Source organism: Xanthomonas floridensis (genome assembly GCF_001642575.1).
GTDB classification, from domain to species: domain Bacteria; phylum Pseudomonadota; class Gammaproteobacteria; order Xanthomonadales; family Xanthomonadaceae; genus Xanthomonas; species Xanthomonas floridensis.
Genome location: NZ_LXNG01000041.1, coordinates 1 through 4,482, shown reverse-complemented (window position 1 = coordinate 4,482; position 4,482 = coordinate 1). Strand labels below are relative to the sequence as shown.

7 protein-coding genes and 1 pseudogene are annotated in these 4,482 nt (G+C 56.7%); 2 read left to right on the top strand and 6 right to left on the bottom strand.

Annotated features, from left to right (window positions below):
• Nucleotides 1–233, top strand: a 233-nt coding sequence (locus A7D17_RS18105; protein ID WP_153041903.1) for an IS3 family transposase, incomplete at its 5' end; no start/stop codon positions are given.
• A 224-nt stretch (nt 234–457) separates the two neighbouring features.
• Nucleotides 458–991 carry a lipocalin family protein gene (locus tag A7D17_RS18100; protein ID WP_064510373.1) on the top strand — a complete coding sequence of 178 codons (534 nt, stop codon included), beginning with the start codon at nt 458–460 and terminating at the stop codon, nt 989–991.
• A 60-nt stretch (nt 992–1,051) separates the two neighbouring features.
• Here the strand turns inward: A7D17_RS18100 and A7D17_RS18095 are convergent, their stop codons facing one another.
• The 6 genes and pseudogenes from A7D17_RS18095 to A7D17_RS23750 form a co-directional block, all read right to left on the bottom strand.
• Nucleotides 1,052–1,405 (bottom strand): ribonuclease E inhibitor RraB, encoded by a 354-nt coding sequence (locus tag A7D17_RS18095; RefSeq protein ID WP_064510372.1) that lies wholly within the window; start codon nt 1,403–1,405, stop codon nt 1,052–1,054.
• A 339-nt stretch (nt 1,406–1,744) separates the two neighbouring features.
• Entirely contained in the window at nt 1,745–3,112 is a 1,368-nt protein-coding gene (locus A7D17_RS18090) for a hypothetical protein (RefSeq protein ID WP_153041994.1), read from the bottom strand.
• Nucleotides 3,113–3,140: 28 nt separating this feature from the next.
• A complete protein-coding gene (locus A7D17_RS18085; protein ID WP_064510370.1) occupies nt 3,141–3,524 on the bottom strand; it encodes a YbjQ family protein in 384 nt (127 codons plus the stop codon).
• 109 nt (nt 3,525–3,633) lie between these two features.
• Nucleotides 3,634–3,807 (bottom strand): hypothetical protein, encoded by a 174-nt coding sequence (locus A7D17_RS24490; RefSeq protein WP_161946559.1) that lies wholly within the window; start codon nt 3,805–3,807, stop codon nt 3,634–3,636.
• Between the two features lie 221 nt (nt 3,808–4,028).
• Complete coding sequence (locus tag A7D17_RS18080; protein ID WP_153041993.1) at nt 4,029–4,292, bottom strand: hypothetical protein; 264 nt, start codon at nt 4,290–4,292, stop codon at nt 4,029–4,031.
• A 72-nt stretch (nt 4,293–4,364) separates the two neighbouring features.
• Nucleotides 4,365–4,482 (bottom strand): annotated as a pseudogene (locus tag A7D17_RS23750) (IS5-like element ISCARN85 family transposase); the annotation flags it as partial.

Here is a 4,482-nt window from a genome sequence, read left to right as displayed (position 1 = left end):
TGTGCAGCATGAGTCGGCGTGGCAACTGCCACGACAACGCACCCGTGGAGAGCTTCTTCGGCCTGCTCAAACGCGAGCGGATCAGGCGGCGGATCTACCCGACCAGGGACGCCGCACGCGCCGAGGTGTTCGATTATATCGAGATGTTCTACAACCCAAAACGCCGCCACGGTTCAACTGGCGACCTGTCGCCTGTAGAGTTCGAACGGCGCTACGCGCAACGAGGGTCTTGAGTGTCTACGGAACCCTGGGCGTATCAGTGCAAACCTGCCTGCTGCCGCCCGTGACCACCGCAGCAATCGCATTCTTCAATGCATCCGAGCCGTCCTTGCAAAGGTAGCGCCCGTCAACGACCGGAAGGTCGTCGTGCCTCTCCATAAAAAGCGCATTGCACGCTGCATCCACACGCATCGTCGCAACGTATGCCCCTGCACTGAGATTGTTGAGAGAGGTTGCCATGCGCCAGGCGTCGATGCTGTTCTTACTCACCCTTGCGGTCTACGGCAGTGCAAACGGCAGCGAGCCGCGCGCCGCACTGCCCCGCGCAGACAGTGTTGATGTACCGCGCTTCATGGGTGACTGGTATGTCATCGCACATATTCCAACCCGTCCCGAGCGCAAGGCCTACGACGCAGTAGAGAGTTATGCGCTGCGACCGGATGGCCGTATCCAGACCACCTTCACCTTCCGCAAAGGCAGCTTTCAGGCCCCGCTCAAGTCCATGCACCCGATCGGCCAAGTCGCAGAGAATGGCAACGGCGCGCTGTGGAGCATGCAATTCCTCTGGCCGTTCAAGGCCGAATATGTCATCGCCTGGCGGGATGCCGACTACACCCAGACCATCGTGGCGCGCAGCAAGCGCGATTACGTCTGGTACATGGCACGAACCCCGCAGGTCTCCGACGCTGACTATCAGCAGGCGGTCTCGCGTATCGCCGCAATGGGCTACGACGTGTCGCAGCTGCGCCGTGTCCCGCAATCGCCGCGTTGATGTGGCCTAACCTGTTGGAGAGCCCGCACGCCGCGCTCTGCAACGCCTCTGCCCTGCACATCAGGCATCTTTGGGGTCTACAGAAAATTCCCATCCATCGTTCAACCCGCCCAAGGGCTTGGCTTCCGTCGCCAACTCCTCCTCGAAGGCGCAAATCGCCTTGTACGTCGGCACCATGGTCGGATACACCGTGACATCCATCGGAAACGCGGTGTTTTCCGGGTAATGGCAGCAACGCACCTTCTGCTCGAAGCGCAGCAACGTCACCGAAAATTCCAGTGCCGACTCTTTGCTCGGAAACACAACGGAAAACGCGATTTCGCGCGGCGTGGAAAGATCCACGCCCTGCTGGGCAATGTGCCACAGAGTGTCGCCGTTATCGTCTTTGGGATACAGGTCCGGATTGCGCCGCATGGTTGGTTCTCTCTGTGACGCCTGGTTGGCCGATACAGAAGCTTAGCGCCTTGGCGGTCGGCGATCTGTGTCTTCTAGCACCCAGGCGTCCCGCCAAGTCGTGTAGCCGGAGCCTGCCCTGAGAGTTGAGCATAGGGCAGTCTTGGTCGAGTATTGCCTACTGCTGAAAAATGCACAGCGTCGCTTTCTGAAGGGATGAGGCCACCTCCGCTTTCTTGCAACGCGTGCACGTTCCAGCCATGCCACGAGGGACCGCCAATAGTCATCCGAGGCGATTCATACCTGTTGCCAACGGCTGCAGACGGCGCGCAGGCCCAAACGATAAAGCATACTGCGCCGCTACTTTTTTGGAACCGAGACATCCAGCTCGTTCTTCAACGCAGCCATGAAATCATCGAGCCGATAGCGCCCGCTTAGATGCTCCTGCACGTTCGGAAACTGCGCTGCAACATAACGCATCAAGTACGTCACCTTATCGTCGGACTCAGCATGTAGCACAAGGTTGAGCCGCTGAATTTCGGCGCTATTGGGGAAGTCGCGTGCGGCCTGCGCAAGCGCAGCGGAATATCCGGTGTCTGTCTCGGCCAGGCCTTTCAGATAGCTCAGCGCATAGGCCTCGATCTTTAGTGTCTTCCAGCCGTACAGGTCTATCGGCTTGAGTTGCTCGCTTCGCCCGGTCGCACTGTACAGAAACGCCAGCAAATCCAGCGTCGAGCGATCGGCGGGCATCCGCTTGTAGCGCTGCTCCAGCGCCACGCCGTAACGCTGGAAGATCTCGTCCGCCGTCGCCATCTTTCGTTTCTGCAGCTGACTGATCAACGTGTAGCTGGCTATCGGATCTTCCGGCAACCGTCCACCCTCTCCCCAATAACCCGCCGACGCGATAAAGCGTCTGAATTCATTGTCATCGAGATCCACTGCATCGATACACAGCCCCACAACTTGCTGAAAATTCTTGTCGTTCCTGGACAATGACCTGACAAGCGCAATGTCATGCGCAAGGTACTCGGGCTGCCTTTTCGCATTCCACCAGTCGATTTCCCAGTTCTTGTCGAGTTTGGTCAGCGTGCAAACGTCGCCTGCGGCGCCTGCATGGATGGACCTGATCAAGCGCTCTCTTTCCGCATCCGGATCTGTGGTCGAGAAGATGTCATACATCGATTTCTCGATCGCCGTGTGCTTCTCTCTGAAATCCACATGGTTCCAGGCGGCGACCGCTCCACGTGCATCCCCAAGCACGAGACGGCAGTGCGTGATGTAGGCCCACAGGCGATCCGGCGCTTGCGACCTTGGCAGCAGTGTTGCGGCCTTTTCGTACAGAGGCAATGCGACGTCACAGCGCCCCGCGCGGTGTTCGCGCATACCGCGCTCAAACATGACGAATGAATTGCCAGGCAACTTCTCGTCTGCGAGCTTCATGTAGGCGTCGCTGGCAGTGATATCAGCCCGATAGAGGATATTGGACAGAACGAAGGCGTCATACGCGCTTTTGCTTGCCTCCGGCACCAGTGCCTTCAACCTTGCATTGACCTCGCTCTTTTTTCCTTCACCAATAAGGCGCTCTGACTCGGCAGAGTTAGCCAGGCGCTCGTACACAGACGACACTCGCCCGACTTCGGACATGAAGGTGGACGAGTTAGACGCCTGGGCCGCCTGCAGCCAAGTTGCAATAGCCAAAACGGCTGCCACCATGCGCCATAGTTTCACGAAGCACCATCCGTGAATGCTTGACCCGCTATACATGCTGCGGCTCGACGACAACTGCGGTGCCATAGCACAGCACTTCGGTCAGGCCAGCCATCAACTCGGTCGCGTCGTAACGCACTGCAATGATGGCGTTGGCGCCAAGTTGCCTGGCATGCTGCACCATATCGCGATAGGTCTCCGAGCGTGCCTGTTCGCACAGTTCTGTGTAGATGGTGATGTTGCCACCGAACAAGGTCTGCAGACTGCCGAAGAAATTACCGACAATCGAGCGTGACCTCACCGTAATACCGCGTACCAAGCCCAGATTGCGGATGATTCGGTGTCCAGGAAGCTCCATCGCTGCGGTCACCATGGCGTCATTGAGCGAAGAAATCGCTGAGTGGATCGGCGAAGAGTCGTATGGGTTTGTCATTAACTTATTCTCTTCTCATGAGGGCGAAAGCCACCGATTGTCTTGTATCGGAGGATACATAAATGACTGCAACCGAAAAGATGGCTGTTGATTACCACGAGAACTCAAATCATCGTGATATCCAACCCAAGCGCTTTGCTTGTAATGCCAGGTCCTTTTCAAAAGCAACGACGATCTTACAGATCGGAACCATGCCCGGATAAGCGATGGCATCCATAAGCAAGTCTTCGGCCTGTTCGCAATACAGACAACACGCCTTCTGTTCACAACTCAGCATGGTCATGGTCAATTCTTTGCTAGGAAATACAACAAAAAACGACCTCTCTGGTCTTGTCGAGATCCAGTCATCACTCAACAATGTTATAGAAGGTGTCTCCGCTGTCGTTGTAGGGATAGAAAGCTGGCACAAATTGCGGTAATTAACTGCAAAAAAAGATGCGCGCTTTGTTGGGACGCACCGTGCGCTGCTGACAGCGATCAACAGCTGAGTTCCCTAACTAGAGGCTACCAACGCCAGCCATATCGGCGCTTGCGCTCTGCATGAACGCTCTTGTCCTCACTCCAGTCATAACGTTTATACCCCGCGCCGTACAAACCCAGGTGCAAGAAGATATAGCCGAAAGGCAGCAGCCCGGCGCACCACCACAGCAGCGATGGCGAGGCAGTTCTGGTGAGCACCAGGTAGCCCATATAAACGGCACCGCCCCATAACAACAATGTCATCGAAAAGCACAACAACCGCCGGATCACCAGCCACAGCATCGCCAAACCGCGCTCCACCTTGCTCGGTGGCCGATGCCGTCTGGAATGAAAATACGCATGCACGCCAATTAGGGCCTGTTAACACATCCGAAGCCCATCAACGGTCAGCACAAAGCTGAGGAATCCAAGGAACATGACGTCCAGCTTCTCGAAGCGTGTGAAAATCCGGCGGTAGCCCTTCAGGCGACGGAATAGT

What these genes read in the sequence shown, in the direction of transcription:
- A7D17_RS24490 (WP_161946559.1), bottom strand. Translation starts at nt 3,807, where the DNA reads ATGACCATGCTGAGTTGTGAACAGAAGGCGTGTTGTCTGTATTGCGAA.
- A7D17_RS18095 (WP_064510372.1), bottom strand. Translation starts at nt 1,405, where the DNA reads ATGCGGCGCAATCCGGACCTGTATCCCAAAGACGATAACGGCGACACT.
- A7D17_RS18100 (WP_064510373.1), top strand. Translation starts at nt 458, where the DNA reads ATGCGCCAGGCGTCGATGCTGTTCTTACTCACCCTTGCGGTCTACGGC.
- A7D17_RS18085 (WP_064510370.1), bottom strand. Translation starts at nt 3,524, where the DNA reads ATGACAAACCCATACGACTCTTCGCCGATCCACTCAGCGATTTCTTCG.